Below are 24,278 nucleotides of genomic sequence, written 5' to 3'. Positions count from 1 at the left end.
CGTTGTCGATATCGCGTGGCCGTGCGGCTCGCTGGCTCGGAAATATAGAAGCGCGGGGAGATAAAATCGATTGACGTTTTTATATGCACCGATAAGAATTATTCATACCCCCTCCCTCCGCCCTCCCCTGTTCGTCCCGATGATTCCATCCGTCAACACGCTGCAAGGACGCTTGCGCATGCAACATCTGCGCCTGCTGCTCGCGATCGAGGAGCGCGGTTCGCTGCGCAAGGCCGCCGACGAGCTCGCGCTGACGCAGCCCGCCGTCACGAAGATGCTGCAGGACATGGAAGCGCTGCTCGGCGTGCCGTTGTTCGAGCGCCACGTGCGCGGGCTGCGCGCGACGCGCTTCGGCACCGCCGCGACGCGCTACGCGCGGCTCGTGTTCTCCGACATGGCCGGGCTGCGCGACGAACTGGTCGCGCTCGAGTCCGGCAAAATCGGCAAGGTCCGCATCGGCGCGGTGATGGCGCCGACGCCCGGGCTGCTCGCGGAAGTAATCCGGCGCCTGAAGCGCGATCATCCACTGCTCGACGTCAGCGTGCAGGTGGATACGAGCGACATGCTCGTGCCGCTGCTCGAGCACGACCAGCTCGACGTCGTGCTCGGCCGCGTGCCGGAAGGCTGGGACAGCAGCCAGCTCGAGTTCGAGCAGCTCGGCGACGAAGGGCTGTCGATCGTCGTGTGCCGCGAGCATCCGCTCGTGCGCCGGCGCCGCAAGCCGTCGTTCGAGGCGCTCGCGAAGTTTCCGTGGATCATGCAGCCGCGGCCGAGCCCGATGCGCGCGCTCGTCGACCGCTCGTTCGCCGACGCGGGCGTCGCGCCGCCGCCGAGCACAATCGAGACCGCCGCGGTGCTGATGACCGCGTCGCTGTTGCCCGGCAGCGAGCTGATCGCGGTGCTGCCGTCGTCGGTCGCCGCGTTCTACGCGCGCCTCGAGGTGCTGAAGGTGTTACCGGTGCCGCTGCCGCGCAAGCTCGATCCGTACGGGATCGTCACGCGCAGCGGCCGCCCGGTTTCCGCGTCGATGTCGCTGTTGCTCGACACGCTGCGCGCGGCCGCCGCCGACGGCCATGCGTGAACCGGCGGCCCGCGACCGAGTCGCGCAGGTTATCGGGTAATCCAGAAGACGGAGCCGCCGGGAGCCTGGTCAGGCGTCGTCCCGGTGGCTCCGTCGCATGCGGCTTCAGTGGGTGAACACGTCGGATCCGAACGATCGGAGCCCCGCGGCCCCCGCGAAGCCGAGGTGCCCCTTGCCGTCCGACCCACCGGTGGTGATACCGAGCAGGTCTTCGTAGCTGCGCAGAGCGGCGTAGTGGTTGTATGGGGTGTCGTTGACGCTGCCGGGGGCGATCCACTTCGAGTTCAGCAGCACGGCACCGATCCGGCCACCCCCGGGGTACGTGCCAGCCGGAGACGGGTACGGGTACCCATAGAGCTTGGCGATGAGGGGAGGCATTCCGGGGTTGGCGTTGTCGGGGCCGGGCTGCTCGTTGTTGCTGGCCGAGGTGTCGGAGATGCTGGCCTCATCGAAAGTCACGATCACGAGCATCTCGCCGGACATGTAGGCGGGCGAGTTCAGGATCAGCGGCATCCAGTGCTTGAGCCACAGGTCCGCGGCAACGAGGCCGCCAGTGTGGCCGCCTTCGGCATTGGTGCCCACGCAGGTTGCGTCGTGTCCGTCGTTGCAGACGTTTGGCGTGACGAAAGAGAACGCCGGGGTGGTGCGTGCCTGAGCGAGATCCTCGGCGAGGTGCCCGCTGAACGTGTCGCCGTGCGGGCCGGTCACGAAGCGGCCGAGCGGCACGACGTGATTGTTGCAGTACGCCTGATCGCCGGTGACGGACCGGAAGAACAGGAACGGGACGTGACGGATCGCGTACTGGTCCGTCGCTGTCGCGACATTGGGGAAGATGCCGTCGGTCGCGGGGTGGGCGCAGTCGGTGCCGCCCATCGGGTCGGGGGTGCCGAAGTCGCGGGCCGGCACGTTGCCCATGTCTTCGGCGTACTGACGCCAGGTCAGCGGCTGTTCGTGGGCGTAGCCATGGGTGAGCGCGTCGAGCTGGTTGCCGATGGTCTGCACGGACGACGGGTAGACGCAACCGCTGCCGTTGACCTGACCGGGGTACTTCGCCGGGTCCGCGGGCGTGCCGGGCGTGACGTTGGTGTACGTCGACGCGAGAGTCGTCATGTTCGTGATGCAGTCGGAGCCGGACACGGCGTTCGGCGCCTGGCCGGACACCTGGGCGAGGTAGTTGTCCGTGCTGGCGTGGCCGGTCGCGTGGTACTGGGTGAGCAGTTGACCCATGGGTACCAGCACGTCGTTGAGGTACTTCGCCGGGGAGAAGGGGCCAAAGGAGGACGCGTAGTCTTCGTTCTCCAGGTCGATGACCATGACATGCTTGATGGCGCCGTTCGGCAGCGAAGTCGCCGGAGCGGCCGTCTCCGCGGCTGCGGGGGCAGTGAGCGACACAATGACCGCCAGCGCGCCCGCGACCAGGGCGGCTCGATGAATTCGCATGTGAATCTCCAGGGGGAAGTCGGGTGGGGGCGACGCATTATCACGACCGTCGATGACATGGACGTGAACGAACGTTCATACGCGCTACGGGGCGAGCGGGAGAACGTGACGACTCGCGATGAAGTCCGCGAGCAGCGCGAGGCTGAAGCCCGCGCCGTCGCTACCGGCCCTGCGGCCGCTCCTGGGATCGGCCCTGCGATCGGCCCTGCGTTTGGCCCTGCGTTTGGCCCTGCGTTTAGCCCTGCGTTCGTCCGAGTTCGCCCGCCAGAAAATCGACGAACGCGCGAATGCGCGTCGACATCTGGTGGCGCTGCGCATAGACCGCGTAGATGTCCGCGCCCGGCGTCTCGTAGTCGGGCAGCACGACGACGAGCCGCCCGTCGGCCAGATATTCGTTGATGTCCCATTCGGCGCGCATCAGAATCCCGTGCCCGTCGAGCGCCCATTTGACCGCGATCTCGCCGTCGTTCGTCGTCAGGTTGCCGTCGATCCGCACCGCCTCGGTCTTGCGCGCCGCGCCGCGGCCGCTCGTCAGACGCCAGACGCCGTACCCTTCGTCGCCCTGCCGGATGCCGATGCAGTTGTGCTTCGTCAGATCGTGCGGCGCGGCCGGCGTGCCGCGCCGCGCGAGATACGCCGGCGCCGCGCACAGCAGCCGCCGGTTCGGCGCGAGGCGCCGCGCGATCACGCGCGTGTCCGGCGGCTCGCCGAAGCGGATGCACACGTCGAACGCGTCGTCGGTCAGCGGCGGCGGCATCACCGACAGTTGCAGCTGCACCGTCACCTGCGGATACTGCGCGACGAAACGCGAAATCGCTGGGCCGACGTGGCTGCGTCCGAAGCCGAGCGTCGCATTCACGCGCAGCAGCCCCTTCGGGCTTTTTTTCGCACTACCGAGCAATTCGCCGAGCTCGTCCATCTGATCGAGAATCCGGCGCGCATACGTGAGGTACACCTCCCCTTCCGGCGTCAGCATCATCCGCCGCGTCGTGCGATTGACGAGCGCGACGCCGGCGCGCTGCTCCATCTGCGTCAATCGCTTGCTGACCGCCGCCGCGGTCAGCCCGAGCTCGCGCGCGGCCGCGCTCAGGCTACCCGATGCGGCAAGCGTCGAGAAAAACCCCAGATCGGCGGGCTGAACGGCTTCGGCCACGGCGCTCACTTGTGAATTCAAGTTAAAGATGCTTTGAGTTTAGCACCGGTTTCCGCACCGTCGGTTGGGTAAAGTGCGCTCACACAGACCCACTTCCCAAGGACGGAGACAATGAAGACCTATCGCATCGCGACCATTCCCGGCGACGGCATCGGCAAGGAAGTCGTTCCGGCCGGCAAACAGGTTCTGGAGGCACTCGCCGGCACGACGCAACGCTTCGCGTTCGAGTTCGAGGATTTCCCGTGGGGCGCGGACTACTACCGCGAGCACGGCGCGATGATGCCCGACGACGGCCTCGACGCGCTGCGCGGCAAGGACGCGATCCTGTTCGGTTCCGCCGGCGACCCCGACGTGCCCGATCACGTGACGCTGTGGGGCCTGCGCCTGAAGATTTGCCAGGGGTTCGACCAGTACGCGAACGTGCGGCCGACGCGCATCCTGCCCGGCATCGACGCGCCGCTCAAGCGCTGCCGCCCGGAGGACCTGAACTGGGTGATCGTGCGCGAGAACTCGGAAGGCGAATACGCGGGCGTCGGCGGCCGCGTGCATCAGGGGCATCCGATCGAGGCCGCGACCGACGTGTCGATCCTCACGCGCGCCGGCGTCGAACGCATCATGCGCTTCGCGTTCCGTCTCGCGCAGTCGCGGCCGCGCAAGCTGCTGACCGTGATCACGAAGAGCAACGCGCAGCGTCACGCGATGGTGATGTGGGACGAGATCGCGACCGCGATCTCGAAGGAATTCCCGGACGTGACCTGGGACAAGGAACTCGTCGACGCGGCGACCGCGCGCATGGTCAATCGGCCGGCGTCGCTCGACACGATCGTCGCGACGAACCTGCACGCGGACATCCTGAGCGACCTCGCGGCCGCGCTCGCGGGCAGCCTCGGGATCGCGCCGACCGGCAACATCGATCCGGAACGCCGCTATCCGTCGATGTTCGAGCCGATCCACGGCTCCGCGTTCGACATCATGGGCAAGGGGCTCGCGAACCCGATCGGCACGTTCTGGTCGGTCGTGATGCTGCTCGAGCATCTCGGTGAAACGGAAGCCGCCGCGCGCGTGATGCGTGCGATCGAAGCGGTGACCGCGGACCCCGCGCGCCACACGCGCGACCTCGGCGGCAACGCGACGACCGCCGAGGTGACGGCCGCCGTCTGCGATCTCGTCGAGCGCGCGGAAATCCACGCGTAATCGCCGGCTCGCGGGGAACGCGCGCGCCGCCGGCGACGCGCGTCCGGATCGATGCGGCCATGCACCGCGCAACCTCCAAGGAGGAGACACACATGCAATCCGATCTCGAGCGCCGCGTATCGCGGAAACTGATGTGGCGCATCATCCCGTTCGTGATGCTGCTCTACTTCGTCAGTTTTCTCGATCGCGTGAACGTCGGTTTCGCCGCGATGTCGATGAACAAGGCGATCGGCCTGTCGCCGACCGCGTTCGGCTTCGGCGGCGGGCTGTTCTTCATCGGCTACTTTCTGTTCGAAGTGCCGTCGAACCTGATTCTCCATCGCGTCGGCGCGCGCATCTGGATCGCGCGCGTGATGATCACGTGGGGCATCGTGTCGGCCGCGTCCGCGTTCGTCACGGGCCCGACCAGCTTCTATGCGCTGCGCTTTCTGCTCGGCGTCGCCGAGGCGGGCTTCTTCCCCGGCATCATTCTGTACCTGAGCCTGTGGTTTCCGGCGAAGCAGCGCGCGGTCGCGGCCGCGTGGTTCATGGCGGCCGCGCCGATCTCGACCGCGATCGGCTCGCCGGTCTCGGGCGCGATCATGCAGTTGCCGCCGATCTTCGGGCTCGCCGACTGGCAGACGCTGTACGTGCTCGAAGCGCTGCCGGCGGTGCTACTCGGCTTCGCGGTGCTGAAATACCTGATCGATACGCCGTCGAAGGCGAGTTGGCTGAATGCCGACGAGCGCGACTGGCTGCTCGCGAAGCTGAAGGCCGAGGCGGACACGCGCCACGCGAACGCCGGGCATACGGCCGGCGCGCTCCATGCGCTGCGCGACGCGCGCGTGCTTGCGCTCGCGCTGATCTACTTCGGCACATCGGCCGGACTCTACACGCTCGGCCTGTGGGCGCCGCTGATGATCCGGCAGTTCGGCTTCAGCGCGTGGCAGACCGGCCTGCTCAACGGCGTGCCGAGCGTGGCCGCGATCGTCGCGATGATCGTCTGGGCACGGCATTCGGACCGCACCGGCGAACGCACGTGGCACGTCGTCATTCCGTGCGTGCTTGCGTGCGTCGGCTTCGCGTTCGCGGGTCAGACGAACACTGCGCTGCTGACGGTGCTGGCGCTGGTCGTCGTGAACGTGGGAATCAGCGCCGCGAAGGCGCCGCTATGGGCGATGCCGAGCACGTTCCTGTCGGGCACCGGCGCGGCCGCCGGGATCGCGATGATCAACTCGATCGGCAATCTGGGCGGGTTCGTCGGCCCGTTCGCGATCGGCTGGCTGAAGAACCGGACCGGCGGTTATGCGGCGGGGCTCTACGTCGTGGCCGCGACGCTCGCGTTGTCGGCGATCGTTACGCTGTTGCTGAGCCGGAAGACGGCGCCTCGGCGGACGGTTGCGTCGAACGTTCGGCACAATCATTGAGGCGCGGGGGCGGGTGGGCGAAGTTTCGCGCGGCATCGAGCGAAACCTTATGATCAACCGCCGTCGAAACCCGCCACCCGACGCATCTGCCGCGGCAGCACGACGTACATCCCGCCGAGCGCGAGCAGCACGATACGAACCGCTTCCGCCACCGGCCCCTGAAACGAAAGCAGCAGCGCGCCGATCAGCAACTCGGCGACGACACCCCAGAATACCGTTGTGCAGCCAAGCAACAACGCCTGCCGGAACGTCGTCGGCGCGGACGACGCGAGCGCATGTGCGCGAAACCCGCGCCGCACCGCGTATCCGGTCAACGGAACGAGCGCGACGAAGCAGACGATCCCGTCGATGAACAGCATCCGCCCGTAGGACTGCAGCATTGCCGGCGCCGCGGAAGGCGGCATGTCCCAGATGGCCCTGAGGCTCAGGCTCAGTAATATCGTTACGAGCAGGCCGAATACGTACACGGGCAACATCACGAGAATTTGCCGCCAGAGGCAAGACCAGAACAGAGACAAGCGTCGCCCCGCGCTCATCGGCGGCGTCATGCCGAACAGCAGGGTATCGCCCTTGCGCGCGGCCTGATACGCGACCAGCGCGGCGAGCACGCCGAGCGCCGCCAGCGTGTAGGGATTCCAGAAGTCGATGGGCGCCTGTACGTGCAGCGTCATCGACGAAAAATCCTGCAAGTGATGTGCGACGTAATTCGACGGATCTTCGGTGGGCATGCGTCGGCCATATCGATATGCGTCATCGCAAACGACTCGCGAAGCGATCCCCAGGATCGACGGACCTCGCGAGTCAAGCGCATGCGCGGATGAGGAATGAGCGCGTCCTGCATCGGATTGGACCGCAATAGCAAGCCGATACGGTCGATAACGTACTGCAATCGCTGGTTGTCCGACTGTCATGCCGGGCGATTGGGACGCCATTGTTGGTCACCGATTCGTCACCCTCCTTGATCAGATTCGGTTGACGTCCAGATGCTGAGGGCACGATACTTCATCGCCCTTACGAGCGACAATTGCATGCACTGCCCTATGCTACCGGCAAAGCTAGTCAGTCTCCTTGCCTCGAGCACGCATTTGTCCATCGAGCCAGAACGAAGGAACCTCTTTGATCAGTGGATCACCCCATTTCAGAGGAGTCCATGTCTTCCCGCCGTCCGATGAAAAAACAATCAATGGCCCCGCGTCAAGCGGAAGCCGACTATCAACCGCGGCCAACCAGATGCGCCGATCGTTTTCCACATAGGCGCTCATCAACTCGGAAACGGTATCGGGTAACGTCCTTGTAGACCAGTGCTCCCCATCGTTTGACAACAGCAATGTATTCTCAATCGACCCGACAAGCCACCAGTGTCCCGCTTCAGACCACCCAAGGTCGACCAGATTGTCAGGATTCCCGAGATCCGCGGACGACACGACACGGCACGAACCAACGGCAATCTTCACCGCGCGGTAACGGGTATCTGCCGGACTATCCCCCAACAACGTGATAAGGCCGACCAACGGTCCATTCGCATCGACAAAGCGAATCGACTCATTCTTCAGCAAATCCATCGACTGCATTCCGTCTCTGGTACGAAGGCCTAACTCGCTTGGCGTGAATACACAAGAGTGCGCTCCGTGCGTGATGTGAAGAACTTTACCGGCAGTATCGGGTTGAATCCGGTAGTGAGCCCCCAAGATCACAAGCCTCGCATTGTGCTCGTCGGCAACAAGTCGACCCGTGCGCGAAGATAGAATTTTGTCGCCGATATAGAACATCCCCTCACTATCAGTCGCGATTGGCGGCCATTGGGCCCCAGCTCGATCACCAACACGAACCGACTTGCCATCTGTCGTGTCGAACTGGATGAACGCGCCCTCTTGCTGACGAATTTTCAGTTTGCCGATTTCGAGGTGTAAAACCGGATTTGCAACTGACAGCGTCTGCCAGCACGCCAAGACGCAAGCCACCACCGCTCGGGCGGCAGACATCGTGTTACGGATTTGCATCGACCAACTCCTTGCCAGTACGTGACAGCCAGAATCGCGATCCACCAATTCGAATTCCCGCAGTTCCCGACCCGCCAGCACGGAAATTGTCGTACACATACTTCGAATTCGGCCCTGAAGCCATGAAGGACTTGATTGCGTCGATCGATTCCTGCAAGTCACTGCACTCTACTTTATTCATGTGCTTGTTTACGCCACTTGCCGATTTCGTGAGCTTGGGGCCGGTGTCTGCATCACCGATTGGAACTGATCATGCGGTCGCCGATGATCGCGCAAATCGTCGGCGAGCCGAGCGGTGCCTGCGCGGCAAGGCGGCGTCCGCGCGAACCAGCCAGAGGCCGCGAGCCTCCGCACCACTCAAACCCACCCGTTCGCCACCAGTTCCATCACCGAATGGATACGCGGCTCGAGATCGTGCCGGCACACCGCGTCGACGATCCGCGACACGCCGTCCGCATACGGCGACGCGCCATACACGCGCGTGTCCATCTCGATGCTGCCTGCACCATCCTCGATCCGGATTCGGTGAAACGCATGACGCGCGAGCTGATCGTCAGGAATTCCAAGTTGCTCGCGCTGAACATCCGGATTTCTGACGGATCGGATCTCATCATCGGCGAGCCCGAGCGAACGCGCGATGTCGACGGCCGTACCCGGCACCGACGTCTTCGACGCCTGATGCGATTCGACGACGCTGATCCCATAGCCGCGAAACAGATGCCCGCTCGTCTCGAGCATGTGCATGAATTTCAGCATCAGGATATTGGTGTTCGGGCACAGCACGACCGGGAAGTCAGGGCGCGCGCCTTCGATCGCCGAGCCCGTCGACAGCTCGACGAGCGTCGACGCGGTGGCCCGGCAAAACGCGACGACCTCGGACAGCTCGCGGCCCGAGCCCGCATGGACGACGATCGATCGTTCGCCGGCCGGCTTCTTGCCGGACCACGGCATCAGATCAAACGCGTCGCCCGGCTCGATCGAATCGAGCAGTTCGGTCGCGAGCTTGCCCGATCCTACGACGATGACTTGCATGGACCGCGGCTCCCCGTTGTGGTCGATTCGAACGTCGCGATACGCGACGCCGCGCGCTCAGCGCGGCGGCCGCTCCAGTGTCACCCAGCGCTGCACCGACGGCCGCTGCCACTGATGCTTCGCATAGTCCGCGAGCCGCTGCGGCACCGGATCGCCGTTCAGCACGAGACGGTTGAGCATCAGTGTCAGATCCGCATCGGCGATGCACCACTCGCCGAACAGATTCGTTTCGCCGGACGCTAGCAGCGTCTGGGCCGCCGCGAACAGCTTGCGGGCGGCGGCCTGCGCCGCATCGGACAGCGGCGCCGCCGGCGCTCCATAGAACACGACCTCCGTCGACCGCTCCGCGCGGACCGACATCAGGTCGCTGCGCAGCCACGCCTGAATCTGGCGCGCCCGCGCGCGTTGCTGCCGGTCGACCGGATAAAGGCGCGCTCCCGGAAACGTCTCGTCCAGATATTCGGTGATCGCGGACGACTCCGACAACGCGAAGCCGTCGTGCACCAACGTCGGCACGCGCTGTGTGAGCGACGTCGCCGCGTAATCGGACGCGTGATTCGCGCGTTGGTGCAGATCGACGGTCAGCAATTCGAACGGCAGCGATTTTTCGTGAAGCGCGACGAAAACCGACATCGCATAAGGGCTCGTGAATTGCGCGTCCACGTAGAGACGAAGATTGCCGTGCGCCAATGTGTTCTCCTTGTATTCGGTTGACTACGCGACCCCGGAATCGCGTTCGGCGTCACCGCATGCGCGCATGACGCCGACCCGTAATACTGCCACCGCTTCGGCCGTAGCGCCGGCCGGCCGCCGCTCAGTTGTACCCGAGAATCGCGACCGTCGCGACGTCCGGACGATCGCCCTGCCCGACGAGCGACGCGGTCGGCTCCTGCAGCGCCGCCAGATACGACGACAGTCGCGCGTCGTCGGCCGGCGCCGCGTCGGCGGGCCAGTCGCCGGGCTCGGCGAACACGTCGAAGAATTCCGGCTGGATCGGGTTGGCAATCATCGTTGCTCCTGGATGGAAACGGAAAATCGGGATGTCGAATCGTTCGTTTTAAGCGCCTGCCACATTGCATCAACGACAACGGCGGCATTCGCGAGCCGGAACTATCGCAGACACGCGCCGACAATAAAATCGCATAATACTGATCGTCGCATTCAGTTTTCCTGATACCCATGAAGATGCTCGATCATGACGTGCTCGCCACCGTCATCGCGGTCGCGGAGACCGGCAACATGAGCCGCGCCGCCGAAGCCGTGAACCGCTCGCAGTCCGCTGTCAGCATGCAGATCAAGAGCCTGGAGGACGCGCTCGGCCGGCAACTGTTCGTGCGGCGCCCGCGCAGCATCGTCCCGACGCGCGAGGGCGAGGTGCTGCTCGGCTTCGCGAGGCGGATGCTCGCGCTGCGCGACGAGGCGTGGGCGGCCGTCGTGCGGCCGGACGTGACCGGCAAGGTCGTGATCGGCGTGCCGGACGATTACGCGTCGTCGCTGCTGCCGTCCGTGCTGAAAAAGTTTTCCGCGTCGTATCCGAAGGTCGAGATCCAGGTGATGGGGCTGCCAAGCGTCGCGCTCGCGCCGCTGATCAAGAACGGCACCGTCGACCTCGTCTGCGGCACGCGCGTGAAGGGGCTGTCCGGCGAGTTCGTCCGCCACGAGCCGATGGTCTGGGCCGCGATGGCGAACGGCCCGCGCGTGTGGGAGGAACGGCCGGTGCCGATCGCGGTGTTCCTGCCCGGCAGCGTCGCGCGCGAGCACGCGATCCTCAGCCTCGAGCGCGCGAAGATCCCGTACCGGACGTCTTACGAGAGCCCGAGCCTGCTCGGGCTCGTCAGCATGGTCGAGGCGGGGCTCGCGGTCGCGCCGCTCGCGCGGTGCGCGGTGCCCGCGCAACTGACGGTGCTCGGGCGCACGCACGGGCTGCCCGACCTGCCGCCGCTCGAGCTGATTCTCGCGCGCAGCACGAAATCGAAGCGGCCGCCGTGCGACTTTCTCGCGGAGCAGATCATGGCCGATCTGCAAATGCGCGCATGAGCTCGATGGACGATACGCCCCGGCGCGGTTCGAACGACCGACAGAACGAGCAGCGGATGGCGATCGCGCTGCTCGTCGCCGGCGTGTTCTTCATGGAGAACCTCGACGCGACCGTCATCGCGACGTCGCTGCCCGCGATGGCGCGCGACTTCGGCACCGCGCCCGCGTACCTGTCGGTCGGCGTGTCCGCGTACCTGGTCGCGCTGACGGTGTTCATCCCGATCAGCGGCTGGGCCGCCGACCGCTTCGGCGCGCGCCGGATCTTCGGCGCCGCGATCGTCGTGTTCACGCTCGCTTCGCTGCTGTGCGCGGCAAGTCAGGGCCTGTGGAGCTTCACCGCCGCGCGCGCGTTGCAGGGCCTCGGCGGATCGATGATGGTGCCGGTCGGGCGGCTCGTCGTGATGCGGGAAACACCGAAGGAAGAGCTCGTCCGCGCGATCGCGATCCTGACCTGGCCCGCGCTGGTCGCGCCGATCCTCGGCCCGCCGGTCGGCGGCTGGATCAGCACGCACTGGAGCTGGCACTGGATCTTCCTGCTCAATCTGCCGCTCGGCGTCGCGGCGTTCGTCGCGGCGCTCGCGCTGATCCGCAACGGCCCACCGCAGCGGCAGCAGTTCGATCTCGCCGGCTTCGCGCTGAGCGCACTCGGGTTCGGGCTCTTCATGGCGGGGATCGAGGCGGTCAGCCGCGCGGACGTCCCGCACGCGCTGTCGCTCGGCGTGCTCGGCGCCGGCATCGCGTTGCTGCTGCTGACGGTGCGCCACCTCCGGCGCGCCACGCATCCGCTGTTCGGACTCGGGCCACTGGCGGTGCGCACGTTCCGCACCACCGCGGTCGGCGGCTCGCTGTTCCGGATCGCGATCAGCACCGCGCCGTTCCTGCTGCCGCTGATGTTCCAGATCGGCTTCGGCTACAGCGCGGTGCAGGCCGGCACGCTGCTGCTGTGGCTGTTCGCGGGCAATCTCGCGATCAAGCCCGGCACGACGTGGATCATGCATCGCTTCGGATTCCGTAACGTGCTGGTCGGCAACGGGCTGCTGGTCGCCGCCGGGTTCGTCGCGGTCGCGCAATTGGCGGCGTCGACGCCGCACTGGCTCGTCTGCGCGCTGCTGTTCGTCACCGGCATGACCCGCTCGATGCAATTCACCGCGCTCAACACGATCGGCTTCGCGGACGTGCCGCCGTCACAGGTGCGCGACGCGAACACGCTGTTCTCGGTGCTTCAGCAGATGAACGGCGGGCTGGGGATCGCGATCGGCGCGCTCGCGCTGTCGGTTGCCGAGCGGATGCGCGGCACCGCGGCCGGCCTCGCGAGCGCCGCGGATTTCCGGCTCGCGTTCTGGCTGATCGCCGGGCTGGCGTTGCTGGCCGTGGTCGACAGCGTGCTGCTGCCGGCCGATGCGGGGCATCGGGTGCTCGTCGGGCGGTGACGGCGGGTGCGCGCCAGGTGGTGACGGCGGGTGCTCGCCAGGCGGTTACGGCAGGCAGCGGCGGGCGGCGGCGGGCCGGCCGCCATCGCGCGCCCGGCGTTCGGCGGCCTCAGGCCTCTTCCGCCCACACCATGTTTTCGCGGGCCATCAACGCGGACGACGCGGCCGGCCCATACGTGCCGGAGATATAGCTGCGCGGCTTGTCGCCTAGCGCCTTCCAGCCGCTGAGGATCGGCTCGACCCACGCCCATGCGGCCTCGAGCTCGTCGCAGCGCATGAAATGCGTGAGGCGCCCGCGAATCACGTCGACGAGCAGGCGCTCGTAAGCCTCGGCCCGGCGCCCGGCCAGCGCCTGCTGCAAGTCCAGGTTGAGGCTCACCGGCAGCACGTGCATGCCGCTGCCCGGCTCCTTCGCGAGCATCTGCAACTGGATCGATTCCTCCGGCTGGAGCTGGATCACGAGGCGGTTCGCGTGCGCGTACGGCCCGCGCGGAATGATCGAGAACGGCATGTCCGCGAACTCGATCACGATCTCCGAGCGGCGATCGCGCAGGCGCTTGCCGGTCCGCAGAAAGAACGGCACGTTCGCCCAGCGCCAGTTGTTGAGCTGCGCGCGCAACGCGACGAACGTCTCCGTCACGCTGCCGGCCGGCACGCCCGCCTCGTCCAGGTATCCCTTGACCGACTCGCCGTCCACCGCGCCCGCCGCATATTGCCCGCGCACCGTATCGCGGGAAATCGTCTCGATCGTCATCGGCCGCAGCGAGCGCAGCACCTTCAGCTTCTCGTCGCGCACCGCATCGGGATCGAGCGACACCGGCGGCTCCATCGCGACGATGCACAGCAGTTGCAGCAGATGGTTCTGGATCATGTCGCGCATCGCGCCGGTGCCGTCGTAGAAGCCCGCGCGGCTGCCGACGCCGACCGACTCCGCGACCGTGATCTGCACGCTGCGGATGTACGGCGCCTGCCACAGCGGCCCGAAGATCGCATTGCCGAAGCGCAGCACCATCAGGTTCTGCACGGTCTCCTTGCCGAGGTAGTGGTCGATCCGGTAGATCCGGTCTTCCGGAAAGTGGCGGCCGACCGACGCGTTGATCGCCTTCGCCGATGCGAGGTCGTGCCCGAGCGGCTTCTCGAGCACGACGCGCGCGCGGTCGTCGATGAGCCCGCACGCGGCGAGGTTGTCGCACACGGTTTCGAACAGGTTCGGCGCGGTCGCGAGATAGAACACGCGCAGCGCATCGCCGCGCGTCTTCTCGGCGAGATGGCCGTACGTATCCGCGACGCTGATGTCGACGCGCGCATAGTCGAAGCGCGCGAGGAAGCTCTCCCACGCCTGGTCGTTCAGCGCGTGGTTGTCGACGAACGGCCGCGAGCGCTCCTCGACGAAGTTCAGATACTGCTCGCGCGTCCAGTCGGCGCGGCCCACCGCGATGATGCGCGTCTCGGCGGGCAGGCTGTCGTGCAGATGCGCCATGTACAGCGCCGGAAGCAGCTTGCGCGCGGACAGATCGCCGGCGCCGCCGAAAATGACCATGTCGAGCGCAGGGTCGAGAGCGGAGGAGGAAGCGGGAGTGATCATCGTGGTTCGGAGCATGTCGGGGTTGGCACGGCCGGGCGGCGCGAACGTGCATGATACCAACACGTTGTCGACGCGAAACAGTTGTAATCGTCTGTTAATGCGGCGTGCCGCCGTCCCGTTTTGACGACGGAAACGCCGTTCCGCTTTGGTACGATCGCGCCTTTTCCGTCAGCGCCCCGCCACCGTGAATCGCCGATACGTATCGTTGTTTCGTGAGCAATGCGCACGGTGGCTCGCCCGCATCCGACCGCTGGCCGCCGCCGTCCGCACCACAACCGGACTCGCCCTCGCCGGCGTGCTGCGGCGCGTGCGTCACCCGACGCGGCGCGGCATCGCGCTGACGCTCGCCGTGCTGCCGGCGTTGTTCGTCGCGTACGTGCTCGCGCTGATCCCGTTCACGCCGAGCATCGGCGACATCCGCAAGGCGCGTGTCGACCGGCCCGCGCTGATCGTGTCCGCGGACGGCAAGCTGCTCGACGAGTTCAAGCCGGTCAATCGCGAGTGGGTGCCGCTGTCGCGGATTTCGCCGTACATGGTCGACGCGCTGATCGCGACCGAGGACCGCCGCTTCTATCAGCATCACGGGCTCGACTGGAAGCGCACCGCGTCGGCCGCGCTGCACACGTTCTCCGGCGACCGTCAGGGCGGCTCGACGATCACACAGCAGCTCGCGCGCAATCTGTACCCTGACGAGATCGGCCGCGCGCCGACGCTCACGCGCAAGCTGAAGGAAGCGATCACCGCGCTGAAGATCGAAGCCGTGTACAGCAAGGACCAGATCCTCGAAACGTACCTGAACACGGTGCCGTTTCTGTACAACGCATACGGCGTCGAGATGGCCGCGCGCACGTACTTCGGCAAATCGGCCGATCAGCTCGACGTGCTCGACAGCGCGACGCTCGTCGGGATGCTGAAGGCCAACAGCGCGTACAACCCGGTGCTGAACCCGGAGCGCGCGCTGCAGCGGCGCAACACGGTGCTCGGGCAGATGAACAAGTACGGCAAGCTCACGCCCGCCGCGCTGGCGCGGTTGACGCGGCAGCCGCTGGACGTCGACTTCGAGCGGCAGACCGAGCCGCCGGGCCCGGCGCCGCATTTTTCCGCGCAATTGCGCAAATGGCTGATCGGATGGGCCGACCGCAACGGCTACAACATCTATTCGGATGGGCTCGTCGTGCGCACGACGATCGACTCGAGGCTGCAGGCGATGGCGACGCAGGCGATGGACTGGCAGACGAGCCAGTTGCAGTCGATCGCGAACGACGCGTGGAACGCGCGCACCGGCTGCTGGCCGGGTAACGGCCTGTTCCAGTCGTTCATCCGGCAGACGCCCGACTATCGCGCCGCGCGCGACGCCGGCCAATCGGATCGTGCCGCGCTCACGCAGCTCGGCACGAACGCGGCATTCGTCCAGGCGCTGTGCCGCGACAAGACGCGGATCCAGGCTGGCTTCGTCGCGATCGATCCGCACAACGGCGACATCAAGGCCTGGGTCGGCAGCCGCGACTTCGCCGACGAGCCGTTCGACCACGTGCAGCAGGCCCGGCGTCAGCCGGGCTCGACGTTCAAGGCGTTCGTCTACGGCGCCGCGTTCGCGGACGGCGCGCGGCCGACCGACACGATCGTCGACCGGAACGTCGCGATCCCGCTGTCCGCGCACGCGGTATGGCGACCGACCGACGCGGAGCCGGCAACCGGCCGGCCGATGACGCTGCGCGACGCGCTCGCGTATTCGCGCAACCGCGTCACCGCCCAGTTGATGGAAAAGGAAGGCCCCGCGAAGGTCGCGCGGCTCGCGCGCGCGATGGGCGTGCGCGAGAGCCCGCTCGACGCGGTGCCGTCGCTCGCGCTCGGCACGAGCCCGGTCACGCTGAAGGAGATGGTCTCCGCGTACGGCACGATCGCGAACCGCGGCGCGTATGTGGCGCCGCGCATGGTCACGCGGATCGAGGATCACGACGGCAAGGTGCTCGCCGAATTTCCGAGCGTCGCGCCGGAACAGGCGCTGCCCGCCGGCGCCGCGCAAACGCTCGTCGACGTGATGCGCGACGTCGTGACCCGTGGCACCGGCGCGGGCATCCGCACGCGCTTCGGCATTCGCGCCGACGTCGCCGGCAAGACGGGCACGACGCAGGACGACACGGACAGCTGGTTCATCCTGATGCACCCGCAATTGGTCGCGGGCGCGTGGGTCGGCTTCGACGACGCGCGCGTGACGCTCGGCGACGATTACTGGGGCGAAGGCGCGCACAGCGCGCTGCCGATGGTCGGCGCGTTCTACGACATGGCGCTGCGCGCGCGCGTGATCGACCCGCGCGCGCAGTTCTACCCGGAAATCCGGCCGCCTCGCGCAACAACCCATCCGCGGCGGCACCGGCGCTTCCTGTTCTGGCCGTTCTGATGCCGCCGGCGGGCGCGGGCGCCGCGGCTCACCCGCGGCTCACCCGCGGGCTTACTGCGGCGCGCCGCCCGCGATCGCGTCGATGATCGTCTCGAGCTGCGCACTCATCGGCAGGTCGAGGCTGGTGCCCGACGGCAGGCGGCGCAAGAACCAGCGTTTGTATTGACGCTCGATCTCGCCGTCCGCCGCGAGTTCCTGAAACGTATCCTTCACGACCTGCGCGAGTTGCGGATCGTTCTTGCGAAACATGATCCCGTACGGGTCGTACGACAGATAGTCGCCGACGACCCGATACTCGCCGCCCTTGCCGGCATTCTCGGCGATCAGGCCGTACAGCAGCACGTCGTCGGTGGCGAACGCATCGGCCTGGCCGCCGGCGACCTGCGCGAAGCCCTGCGCATGGTCGGCCACCACCTGCAGCTGGATCCCGAGCTTGAATCGGCGGTCCAGGTCACGCAGTGCCTTCTCGTTCGTGGTGCCGGCCGTCACCGCGACCTTCCGCCCCGCCAGATCGCGGAACGAAGAAATCGGCGAGCCCTTTCTCACCATCACCTTCGTGCCGGCCACGAAGATGATCGGCGAGAACGCGACGCGCTTCTGGCGCTCGAGGTTGCTGGTCGTGGAGCCGCATTCGAGGTCGATCCGCCCGCTGACCACCGCGTCGATCCGGTTCTCGGGCGTGACGGGCACCCACTGAATGGCCACGCTCTTGTTGATCGCGTCCTCGATCGCGGACACCAGCGCCTTGCAGAGCTCGATCGAGTAGCCGATCGGCTCCTTGCGCGCATTGAGATAGGAAAATGGAATCGACGCGTCGCGGTAGCCGAGCGCGATGGTGCCCGTGTTGCGCACCTTCGCGAGCGTGCCGGTCAGCGTGGCCGGCGCCGCGCGGTCGGCGTCCGTGCCGGAAGGCAGTGCGTCCTGCTCCTGCGCGCGCGCCGCGGAACCGGCCGCCAGCAGGCACGCGACGGTCAGCACCGACCAGAATCGCCGCATCTTCATCGCCCGATCTCCGCGTCAGGACCCAGCCGGATGCGCGAGCGACGCTTCGAGTTCGGCATCGATGCGCGCCGCGTTGGCGGCCGCTTCCTCGGCCGACATCAGCTCCCCTTCCCACTTCGCGACCACCGCGCTCGCGATCGAGTTGCCCACCGCATTGGTCGCCGAGCGGCCCATGTCGAGGAACGTATCGACGCCGATGATCAGCAGCAGCCCCGCCTCCGGCAGGTGGAACTGGCTCAGTGTCGCGGCGATCACGACGAGCGACGCACGCGGCACGCCGGCCATGCCCTTGGACGTCAGCATCAGCACCAGCAGCATCGTGATCTGCGTGCCGAGCGACAGGTGGATGTCGTAGGCCTGCGCGATGAACAGCGACGCGAACGTGCAATACATCATCGAGCCGTCGAGGTTGAACGAGTAGCCCATCGGCATCACGAAGCTCGAGATCTTGCGCCGCACGCCGAAACGGTCGAGCGCGTCGAGGATCTTCGGATACGCGGCTTCCGAGCTGGCGGTCGCGAACGACAGCATGAACGCTTCCTTGATCAGCGACAGCAGCTTGAACACGCGCGGCCCGAGAAACAGCAGGCCGGCGCCCGTGAGCACCGCCCACAGCAGGAACAGGCTGACGTAGAAGTCGCCCATGAACACCGCGAATTTCACCAGGATCGACAGCCCGTTGACCGCGACGGTCGCGGCCATCGCGGACAGCACCGCCAGCGGCGCGAGCTTCATCACGTAGCCGGTGATCTTCAGCATCACGTGCGACAGCTGGTCGATCGCGGCCACCAGGATCTTGCCCTTGTCGCCGAGCGCGGACAGCGCGATGCCGAAGAACATCGAGAACACGACGATCTGCAGGATCTCGTTGTTGGCCATCGCTTCGGCGAAGGATCGCGGCACCATGTGGCCGACGAAATCCTTCAGCGTGAACTTGGACGTCGCGAGGTTGGCCGACGCGCCGATGTCGGGCAGCGGCAGCCCGAGGTTCTCGCCGGGCCTGAGCATGTTGGCCATGAACAGGCCGAGCAGCAGCGAGAGCAGCGACGCGGTGACGAACCAGCCCAGCGCCTTCGCGAATACGCGTCCGACCGACGCCGCGTCGCCCATGTGCGCGATGCCGACCACCAGCGTCGAGAACACGAGCGGGCCGATCACCATCTTGATCAGCCGCAGGAACACGTCCGACACGAGCGAGATGTAGCCGGCGATTTCGGTCGCGGCCTTCTTGTCGGGCGAGTTGGTGAAGATCATGTAGCCGATCGCGATCCCGATCAGCATCGCGATCAGGATCCAGATAGCCGCGGCATTCTTCTTGTTCATCTCGAAGCCTCCAAGCACTGCGTGTCACTGCGGTTGGAACAGACGATACAAGATGCGACCGGCGCTACCGGGGACGGCCGCGCGGCTTTGAGCAGTCTCAAGCAGATCGCGCGGCATTGTCAAGGTAGCTATATTACGAATTCATTTCACGCAGCGCTCCCCTATTTGTCTGTCGACAACCCTAATTTCCCGAGGCCGGCCGCGAGCCTGAGGCGCGCGGTTCGCCATTTCGACACGGCGAGCACGCGCTGCTTGCGCGCATCGACGAACGCCGTCTGCGCATTCAGCAGTTCGGTGAAGCCGCCGACACCTTCGTCGTAGCGTCCGCGCGCGATGTCGAGCGAGCGCTGCGCGTCGTCCAGCAGCGCGCCGGACGTCGTCAGATTCGTCGTATCGGCCCGCAATTCCTGATAGCTTTTCCACACGTCGAGCGACACTTGCAGCTCGGTATTGCGCACCTCCGCCGCCTGCCCGTCGGCCTGCGCCTCGGCCTGAGCGACGCGATAGCCGGACGCGAAGCCCTCGAACAACGGAATCGTCACCTGAATGCCGATCGAGCTGCCGTGGCTGCGCGAGATCGGAAACGATTCGGGTTGCTGCTGGTACGACGGATTGTTTTGCGTCAGGCTGCCCGTCAACGATACCGTCGGCCGGCCCTGCGCGCGCGCGGCGTCGACGTTCGCGCGGGCCGCGTCCAGTTGCGCGCGTGCCGCCAGAAGTTTCGGATTGCGATCCATTGCTTCCGCGATCAGACGATCGACTTCAACGGCCTCGGTCTCGGCCTCGTCTGTCACGTTCCGAACGGACTGCGGCGCGGCGATCCGCACCGGCGCGTTCGCATCGCGCCCCATCGCGACCGCGAGCGCGCCCGCCGCCACGCGTGCGTCGCCTTCGGCGCTGACACGGTCGAGCACCGCGCGGCGATACAGCGTCTGCGCCTGCAACTGGTCGCTCAGCGTGCCGGCGCCGGCGTCGTGTTTCGCCTTGGTCGCCGCGAGGCTGTCGCTCGCGATGCGTTCCGCCTGCTCCGCCGCATCGACGGAGGCTCGCGCGCTCTGCACCGCGTAGTATGCCTGCGCGGCATCGAAAAATACCGTCTGCAATGCATCGCCCTGCGCGTCGTTGGCCGCCGCGAGCAGCGCACGCGCATGCCGCAGCGCGGCACCGCGCTTGCCGAAATCGAGCAGCACCCAGCTCAGGTTGAGCGTTCCGTACTTGCTGGTCGACTGCTGCGACTGGGTCTGCGAGCCGAGACCGAGCGCGCTGTAGTCGTAGGTCGTCGACAGCTTGTCGCGCTCAATACCGGCCGTCGCGTTCAGCGTCGGCAGATAGGCGGCCTCGGCGGCGCCGACGGCAGCCGCTTGTGCGCGCGCGTTCGCCCATGCCTCGCGCGCCTGCGGATGCGTGCAGATCGCCTGCAGGATCGCATCGTCGAGCTCGAGCGGGCGGTCGTCCGGTATCGGGCGGCACGACGCGTCGACCAGCAACGGGGTGGCGGGCCCGGCCGACACGTCCTCGCGCGTGCGGAATACGTCGAGCATCTGCGCGTCGGCAGCGGTTGCGCACATGATCGTGGCGAGCAGCAGCATGCGTTTCATCGGCCGGCCTGCTCCGCGATGATCGGGGACAAGGACGGAGATGGGGACGAAGGCGAAGGCGAAGGCGGAGTCGAAGTCGAAGTCGGCGCGCGCGGCGCCGTCGGCCGGTCGAGCACGATCCGGCCGCCGTCCAGCATCACGACGCGCTCGGCGGACGCGATCGTCTCCGGCCGGTGCGCGACGATCACGCGCGTCATCCGCAGCGCGCCGACGGCCGCGTTGACCTGTTGCTCGCGGTGCAGGTCGAGATGGCTCGTCGCCTCGTCGAGCACGAGGATCTTCGGCCGCTTGTACAGCGCGCGCGCGAGCAGCACGCGCTGCTTCTGCCCGCCGGACAGCACGGTGCCCATGTCGCCGACCAGCGTGTTGTAGCCCATCGGCATCGCGACGATATCCGCGTGCACCGCCGCGAGCTGCCCGCACTCGGCGATCCACCGCAGGTCGGCGTCCGGATCGAAGAAGCTGATGTTGTCGGCGATCGAGCCCGCGAACAGCGCGTCGTCCTGCAGCACGGTGCCCACGAGCGAGCGCAGCCGGTCGAGCCCGAGCCGGCCGACGTCGATGCCGCCGATCCGCACCTTGCCCGCCGTCGGGTCCAGCACGCCGAGCAGCACGTTGACGAGCGTCGTCTTGCCGCAACCGGACGGCCCGACGAGCGCGACCGATTCGCCGGGCGCGATCGCGAAGGATACGCCGTCGAGCACCGTCGGCTCGCCGTCCGCGTAACGAAACCCGATCGCGTCGAACTCGATGCTCGCCGCGAGATCGTCCGCTTCGCCCGGCACCTGGCGCAGGCTCGCGTCGGGTTCCGGTTGTTCGAACACGATGTCGGCGAGCCGCTCGCCCTGCAGTTGCAGCATCTTGACCTCGAAATACTTGTCGATCAGGCTGCCGACGCGGCCATCGAACTGCCCACGATAGGCGTTGAACGCCATCAGCACGCCGACCGTGAACTGGCCGTCCATCACCATCCGCGCGCCGAGCCAGATGATCAGCAATCCTTCGATGCCGAACAGCAGCCCGTTGAGCTGCTGGTAGAGCAGTTGCAGCTTCTGCGCGTGCAACCCCGCATTGACCTGCTCGACCAGCAGCGACAGCCAGCTCGCGCGACGCTCGTGCTGCCGGCCGAACAGCTTGATCGTCTTCACGCCGCGCACGGTCTCGAGGAAGTGACTCTGCTGCTTCGCGGCCCGCACGATCTGCTCTTCGGTCGCACGGCGCAGCGGCCGATACCAGAGCCAGCGCAGCAGCGCATACAGCGTCATCGCCGCGAGCGCGACGCAGCCGAGCACGCGGCTGTACACGAACATCATCGCGAGCGTGACGATCGTCATCAGCCCGTCGATCACCGCGGTGAGGAACGACGTGGTCAGCGTCTGCTGGATCGTATCGATCGAGCCGAAGCGCGACACGACGTCGCCGAGGTGCCGGCGTTCGAAATAGCGCACGGGAAGGCTCAACAGATGCGAGAAAACGTTTGCGCGCCATTGCACGTTGAGCATCGTGCCGAGGTACATCAGCGCCCACGCGCGGATCGCGCTCGTCGCCTGCTGCATCAGCAGCAACAGGCCGAAGCCGAGCGCCAGCACGGTGAGCAGGTCGCGATCGGCGCTGACGATCACCTCGTCGATCACCCACTGCAGGAAGAACGGCTGCACCAGCGCGAACACTTCGAGCGCGAGCGCGAGCACCAGCACCTGGCCGAGCGAGCGCGACAGCCCGGACACGGGGCCGAGCAGCGCGCGCAGCTTGACCGTGGGGGCCGCGTCGCGCGTCTCGAAACCGCTCGTCGGCCACAGCTCCAGCGCGACGCCGGTGAACGAACGCGACAGCACGTCGAGCGGCAGCTTGCGGATGCCCTGCGCGGGATCGTGGATCACCGCGCTCTTGCCGTTCACTTCCTTCAACACGACGAAGTGATTGAAGTTCCAGTGCAGGATGCACGGCATCCGCAACTGGCCGAGATGGTCGAGATCGAGCTTCAGCGCGCGCGTGCCGAGATCAAGCCGCTGCGCGATCTCGATCACGCGCGCGAGGCCCGTGCCTTTGAGCGACACCGGAAAGCGGCCGCGCAGCGTCGCCACGTCCACGTGATGGCCGTGGTAGCCGGCGATCATCGCGAGACACGCGAGCCCGCATTCGGTCGCTTCGGTCTGCAGGATCATCGGCAGCTTGCTGCCGACGCCGAACGAGAGACGGTCGAGGAAGGACATGATCGGTACGTTCAGAGTTTGCCGGTGAGGCTGTACAGCGGTTCGAGCACCCATTCAACCAGGCGCCTGCGCTCCTGCAGGATGTCGGCCTGCAGCGCCATGCCGGCCTGCAACGGCTGCGGCTGGCCGTAGGCCGTCACGTGCTGCGACGCCAGCGCGACGGTGATCCGGTAGAACGAGCCTTCGCCGGCCGCGGGCGCGCCGCTCGTCGACAGCTCGGCGGCCGACAGCGCGGTGCGCGCGATCGACGCTACGCGCGCGCGGTACTGGCCGAACTTCTGATACGGATAGGCCTGATAGCGGACCAGCACGGCATCGCCGACATGCACGAACCCGACCGCCGCGCTCGGCACGAACAGGTTCGCCTGCCAGCGCGCGCCGTCCGGCACGATGCTCGCGACCGGATGCGCGGCGTCGATCGTCTGCCCCGGCTCGGCGATCACGGCCGTCGCGACGCCCGTCTCCGGCGCGGTGACGACGATTTCGCGCTTCGCCTCGCTCTCGATCAGCGTCTGATCGACGTCGATCACGTTGCGGTCGATCTGCGACAGCTGGTTCTGCTGCTTGAGCGGCAGGCCGTTGAATTCGTTGGTGGCCTCGTCGAGCGCCTGCGACACGGTCGCGCGGTCGCGCTGCAGGCCCAGCAGCTTCGAGCGCTGATCGAGCAGATCGGCCTCGCGTTGCTGAAACTGGTCGGTCGAGATGTAGTCTTGCTTGAGCAGGCGCCGATAGCGCTCAACGCCGTCCGCGGCAAGGGACGCGCGCGCGCGTTGATCGGCGAGCTGATCGTCGATGCCCGCGAGTTCGGCGTGCAGGCTCGCGAGCTTGGCCCGTAGTGTGTCGCGCTCGTCCTGCTGCAACAGCCGCGTCTTGTCGATTTGTTGCAGCAGCGACGACTTGCGCTGCCGCGCCTGGTCGATCAGCGCGGCCTGCGTATGGCCTCCGGTGGCGCTCTGTAGGTCGGTGGAAACCGTATACAGCACCATCCCGCGCGTCACATGCTGGCCTTCGACCACGGCCTTGCGCAGCACGGTGCCCGACTGCTGCGCGTAGACCTTGACGAGGCCGGCATCGGGCACGACCACGCCGTCGACCGTCGTGCGGCGCGTATAGCTGCCGAACGCGAACAGCAGCACGACGCCGAGCGCCATGCAGACGGCCGCGGCCACCAGGAACGTGAACGACACGGGACGCACCAGCACGATCTCGCCCAGCGTCGATGCGCGTTGTGCTTCCCGGGCTTCCGGGCGGAAAAGATTATCGATCGCCATAAGGCAATGGCACTTCCCGGTTGATAATTATTGAATATTGATGAATTGAAATAGGTCGCCACGTAAAAATTACCCGAGAAATTCGTCGCGCAATTAATTTACGTAAAATATT

At 66.6% G+C, this 24,278-nt stretch carries 19 protein-coding genes and 1 pseudogene; 6 read left to right on the top strand and 14 right to left on the bottom strand.

What is annotated here, in order from left to right:
• Positions 1-139: 139 nt before the first annotated feature.
• Positions 140-1,081: a LysR family transcriptional regulator gene (locus tag HZI36_RS09225; protein ID WP_179402336.1), complete on the top strand. Its 942-nt coding sequence runs from the start codon at positions 140-142 to the stop codon at positions 1,079-1,081.
• 105 nt (positions 1,082-1,186) lie between these two features.
• Here HZI36_RS09225 and HZI36_RS09220 read toward each other — a convergent pair whose 3' ends face one another.
• A complete protein-coding gene (locus HZI36_RS09220; RefSeq protein ID WP_179402335.1) occupies positions 1,187-2,521 on the bottom strand; it encodes an alkaline phosphatase family protein in 1,335 nt (444 codons plus the stop codon).
• 235 nt (positions 2,522-2,756) lie between these two features.
• Positions 2,757-3,674, bottom strand: a complete 918-nt coding sequence (locus HZI36_RS09215; protein WP_179402334.1) for a LysR substrate-binding domain-containing protein — start codon at positions 3,672-3,674, stop codon at positions 2,757-2,759.
• Positions 3,675-3,785: 111 nt separating this feature from the next.
• On the opposite strand from HZI36_RS09215, the gene HZI36_RS09210 reads away from it, so the two are divergent.
• Together HZI36_RS09210 and HZI36_RS09205 are read left to right on the top strand one after the other, a co-directional pair.
• A complete protein-coding gene (locus HZI36_RS09210; RefSeq protein WP_179402333.1) occupies positions 3,786-4,868 on the top strand; it encodes a tartrate dehydrogenase in 1,083 nt (360 codons plus the stop codon).
• Between the two features lie 92 nt (positions 4,869-4,960).
• On the top strand, positions 4,961-6,274 hold the full coding sequence (locus tag HZI36_RS09205; RefSeq protein ID WP_179402332.1) for an MFS transporter: 1,314 nt from the start codon (positions 4,961-4,963) through the stop codon (positions 6,272-6,274).
• 53 nt (positions 6,275-6,327) lie between these two features.
• Here HZI36_RS09205 and HZI36_RS09200 read toward each other — a convergent pair whose 3' ends face one another.
• The 6 genes and pseudogenes from HZI36_RS09200 to HZI36_RS09180 all read right to left on the bottom strand — a co-directional run bounded on the left by HZI36_RS09200 (position 6,328) and on the right by HZI36_RS09180 (position 10,315).
• Entirely contained in the window at positions 6,328-6,945 is a 618-nt protein-coding gene (locus HZI36_RS09200; protein ID WP_246327024.1) for a hypothetical protein, read from the bottom strand.
• A gap of 130 nt (positions 6,946-7,075) precedes the next feature.
• Positions 7,076-7,296 (bottom strand): annotated as a pseudogene (locus HZI36_RS26960) (PAAR domain-containing protein); the annotation flags it as partial.
• Positions 7,297-7,329: 33 nt separating this feature from the next.
• The gene (locus HZI36_RS09195; RefSeq protein WP_179402330.1) at positions 7,330-8,274 is read right to left on the bottom strand and encodes a WD40/YVTN/BNR-like repeat-containing protein; all 945 of its coding nucleotides are present in this window, start codon (positions 8,272-8,274) and stop codon (positions 7,330-7,332) included.
• Between the two features lie 357 nt (positions 8,275-8,631).
• Positions 8,632-9,306, bottom strand: a complete 675-nt coding sequence (locus tag HZI36_RS09190; RefSeq protein ID WP_179402329.1) for a dihydrodipicolinate reductase C-terminal domain-containing protein — start codon at positions 9,304-9,306, stop codon at positions 8,632-8,634.
• Positions 9,307-9,363: 57 nt separating this feature from the next.
• Positions 9,364-9,996: a glutathione transferase gene (gene yfcF, locus HZI36_RS09185; protein WP_179402328.1), complete on the bottom strand. Its 633-nt coding sequence runs from the start codon at positions 9,994-9,996 to the stop codon at positions 9,364-9,366.
• Positions 9,997-10,120: 124 nt separating this feature from the next.
• Positions 10,121-10,315 carry a hypothetical protein gene (locus tag HZI36_RS09180; RefSeq protein WP_218883758.1) on the bottom strand — a complete coding sequence of 65 codons (195 nt, stop codon included), beginning with the start codon at positions 10,313-10,315 and terminating at the stop codon, positions 10,121-10,123.
• Between the two features lie 170 nt (positions 10,316-10,485).
• Between HZI36_RS09180 and HZI36_RS09175 the strand changes: the two genes are divergently transcribed.
• Both HZI36_RS09175 and HZI36_RS09170 read left to right on the top strand, forming a co-directional pair.
• Positions 10,486-11,343, top strand: coding sequence for a LysR family transcriptional regulator (locus HZI36_RS09175; protein ID WP_179402327.1), 858 nt, complete (start codon positions 10,486-10,488; stop codon positions 11,341-11,343).
• Positions 11,344-11,348: 5 nt separating this feature from the next.
• Complete coding sequence (locus tag HZI36_RS09170; protein ID WP_179402326.1) at positions 11,349-12,773, top strand: DHA2 family efflux MFS transporter permease subunit; 1,425 nt, start codon at positions 11,349-11,351, stop codon at positions 12,771-12,773.
• 109 nt (positions 12,774-12,882) lie between these two features.
• On the opposite strand, the gene zwf is transcribed toward HZI36_RS09170, so the two are convergent.
• Positions 12,883-14,358: a glucose-6-phosphate dehydrogenase gene (gene zwf / locus HZI36_RS09165; RefSeq protein ID WP_246327023.1), complete on the bottom strand. Its 1,476-nt coding sequence runs from the start codon at positions 14,356-14,358 to the stop codon at positions 12,883-12,885.
• A 184-nt stretch (positions 14,359-14,542) separates the two neighbouring features.
• Here zwf and HZI36_RS09160 point away from each other — a divergent pair, with 184 nt between their 5' ends.
• Entirely contained in the window at positions 14,543-16,759 is a 2,217-nt protein-coding gene (locus HZI36_RS09160; protein WP_179402325.1) for a transglycosylase domain-containing protein, read from the top strand.
• Positions 16,760-16,810: 51 nt separating this feature from the next.
• Here the strand turns inward: HZI36_RS09160 and HZI36_RS09155 are convergent, their stop codons facing one another.
• The 5 genes from HZI36_RS09155 to HZI36_RS09135 all read right to left on the bottom strand — a co-directional run bounded on the left by HZI36_RS09155 (position 16,811) and on the right by HZI36_RS09135 (position 24,166).
• Positions 16,811-17,761, bottom strand: coding sequence for an amino acid ABC transporter substrate-binding protein (locus tag HZI36_RS09155; protein ID WP_179402324.1), 951 nt, complete (start codon positions 17,759-17,761; stop codon positions 16,811-16,813).
• A 15-nt stretch (positions 17,762-17,776) separates the two neighbouring features.
• Entirely contained in the window at positions 17,777-19,084 is a 1,308-nt protein-coding gene (locus HZI36_RS09150) for a dicarboxylate/amino acid:cation symporter (RefSeq protein ID WP_179402323.1), read from the bottom strand.
• Positions 19,085-19,245: 161 nt separating this feature from the next.
• Entirely contained in the window at positions 19,246-20,673 is a 1,428-nt protein-coding gene (locus HZI36_RS09145) for a TolC family protein (RefSeq protein WP_425485212.1), read from the bottom strand.
• A 5-nt stretch (positions 20,674-20,678) separates the two neighbouring features.
• Positions 20,679-22,895, bottom strand: a complete 2,217-nt coding sequence (locus tag HZI36_RS09140; RefSeq protein ID WP_179402321.1) for a peptidase domain-containing ABC transporter — start codon at positions 22,893-22,895, stop codon at positions 20,679-20,681.
• 11 nt (positions 22,896-22,906) lie between these two features.
• Positions 22,907-24,166 (bottom strand): HlyD family secretion protein, encoded by a 1,260-nt coding sequence (locus tag HZI36_RS09135; protein ID WP_179402320.1) that lies wholly within the window; start codon positions 24,164-24,166, stop codon positions 22,907-22,909.
• Between the last annotated feature and the right edge of the window lie 112 nt (positions 24,167-24,278).

Source organism: Burkholderia guangdongensis, assembly GCF_013403875.1.
Classification (GTDB): Bacteria; Pseudomonadota; Gammaproteobacteria; order Burkholderiales; family Burkholderiaceae; genus Burkholderia; species Burkholderia guangdongensis.
This window is presented reverse-complemented; position numbering and strand designations above follow the sequence as displayed.